This is a genomic window from Nocardia pseudobrasiliensis NBRC 108224 (assembly GCF_001613105.1).
GTDB lineage: Bacteria > Actinomycetota > Actinomycetes > Mycobacteriales > Mycobacteriaceae > Nocardia > Nocardia pseudobrasiliensis.
This window is the reverse complement of sequence record NZ_BDBS01000096.1, coordinates 1-2215: the sequence shown is the minus strand read 5'-3', so window position 1 is coordinate 2215 and position 2215 is coordinate 1. Positions and strand designations below refer to the sequence as shown.

Below are 2215 nucleotides of genomic sequence, written 5' to 3'. Positions count from 1 at the left end.
ATGTCCTGGCTGGGCCCGATCCGCATCACCGGAAATACCGTCCACGACGAGATCGACGTGCCCCTGGCCACTTTCGAGACCCCACTGTGGCCCTCGGTTCGCCGCGGTGCCCGCATCTCGATGCTGACCGAAAAAGGCATCGTCGCAACCCTTCTCGACGACCGCATGACCCGCTCGATCCTACTGGAGGCCGACGACGCGGGCGTCGCGCTCACCGCGGTGCACCATCTCCGGGACCGCTTCGACCAGGCCCGCGCCATCGCCACCGACGGCAGCCGACACACCACCCTGATCGAGCTGCACCACCAGATCGCGGGCAACCTGCTGTTCCTGCGGTTCGAATACACCACCGGCGACGCCGCCGGCCACAACATGACCACCGACGCCAGCGACCGCCTCATCGCCTGGATCCTCACCACCATCGAAGGCCTGCGCTATGTCTCGGTATCCGGCAACTACTGCACCGACAAGAAAGCCACCGCCGTCAACGGCATCCTCGGCCGCGGCAAAAACGTCGTCACCGAAATCACCGTCCCCGCCGAACTCGTCGAACAACGCCTGCACACCACCGCGGCCCGCCTCGCCGAACTCAACATCCGCAAAAACCTCATCGGCACCCTGCTCGCCGGCGGAATCCGCAGCGCCAACGCCCATTACGCCAACATGCTGCTCGGCTTCTACCTCGCCACCGGCCAGGACGCCGCCAACATCGTCGAAGGCTCCCAGGGCATCACCCACGCCGAGGACCACCACGGCGACCTGTATTTCTCCTGCACCCTGCCCAACCTCATCGTCGGCACCGTCGGCAACGGCAAACACCTCGACTTCGTCGAGGACAACCTCACCCGCCTCGGCTGCCGCCAACCACGCTCCCCCGGCGAGAACGCCCGCCGTCTCGCCGTCCTCGCGGCCGTCACCGTGCTCTGCGGCGAACTGTCATTGCTTGCCGCACAAACCAACCCGGGCGAACTGATGCGCGCCCACACCCAACTCGAACGCACCAACCGAGCAACCGAACCGAGGTGACCGATGCCCACGCCTGTTATCGGAATACACGACCTGTCGATCGCCACCACCCACTACGTCCTCGACCACGCCACCCTCGCCCACCACCACGGCGTCCCCGTCGACAAATACCATTACGGCATCGGCCAGGAAGCCATGAGCGTCCCCGCCGCCGACGAGGACATCGTCACCCTCGCCGCCACCGCCGCAGCGCCGATCCTGCAACGCCACGGCACCGACAATCTGCGGACCCTACTCCTAGCCACCGAATCCTCGGTCGACCAATCCAAAGCCTCGGGCCTGTATCTGCACCCACTGCTCGGATTGCCGAACACCTGCCGGGTCCTCGAACTCAAACAGGCCTGCTATTCCGCCACCGCCGCACTACAACTCGCGCTCGGCCTCATCACCCGCGACCCCGCTGAACGCGTCCTGGTCATCGCCGCCGACATCGCCCGCTACGACCTCGACACCCCCGCCGAAGCCACCCAGGGCGCCGCCGCCGCGGCCATGCTCATCACCGCCGACCCCGCCCTGGCCGCACTCGGACCCATCACCGGCATCCACTCCACCGACGTCAACGACTTCTGGCGACCCAACTACCGCACCACCGCCGTCGTCGACGGCAAACTCTCCATCACCGCCTACCTCGACGCCGTCACCCACGCCTACACCGACTACCGCAACCGCGGCGGCCTCCCGCTCGAGGAATTCGCCGCCTTCTGCTACCACCAGCCCTTCACCAAAATGGCCTACAAAGCCCACCGGCACCTACTGGCAGCGCACGATCTCCCCACCGAGACAACCGATCTCGACCGAGCACTCGCCGCCACCACCCACTACAACCGCGTCATCGGCAACAGCTACACCGCCTCGCTCTACCTCGCCCTGGCCTCACTACTCGACCACACCGACGACCTCACCGGACAACCCATCGCCATGATCAGCTACGGCTCCGGCAGCGTCGCCGAACTCTTCACCGCCACACCAGCACCCGGCTACCAAACCCAACTACGCACCACCACCGACATCATCAACCAACGCAAACCCATCGACTACCACCACTACCGCACCCTCCACACCACCAGCGAACCCACCCGAGACGGCCACCTCGTCCTGCCCAGAGAAACCGCAAGCCCATATCGCCTCGCCGCCATCACCAACCACAACCGAATATACGAAACCACCGGCCACCCACCCACCGCGTGAA

At 65.7% G+C, this 2215-nt stretch carries 2 protein-coding genes; both read left to right on the top strand.

Annotated elements, in window-relative coordinates:
• A partial coding sequence (locus tag NP4_RS39445) for a hydroxymethylglutaryl-coenzyme A reductase family protein (protein ID WP_068009992.1) occupies window positions 1-1026 on the top strand: 1026 nt, incomplete at its 5' end.
• Between the two features lie 3 nt (window positions 1027-1029).
• A complete protein-coding gene (locus tag NP4_RS39440; RefSeq protein WP_068009987.1) occupies window positions 1030-2214 on the top strand; it encodes a hydroxymethylglutaryl-CoA synthase in 1185 nt (394 codons plus the stop codon).
• The last annotated feature ends 1 nt before the right edge of the window (window position 2215 follow it).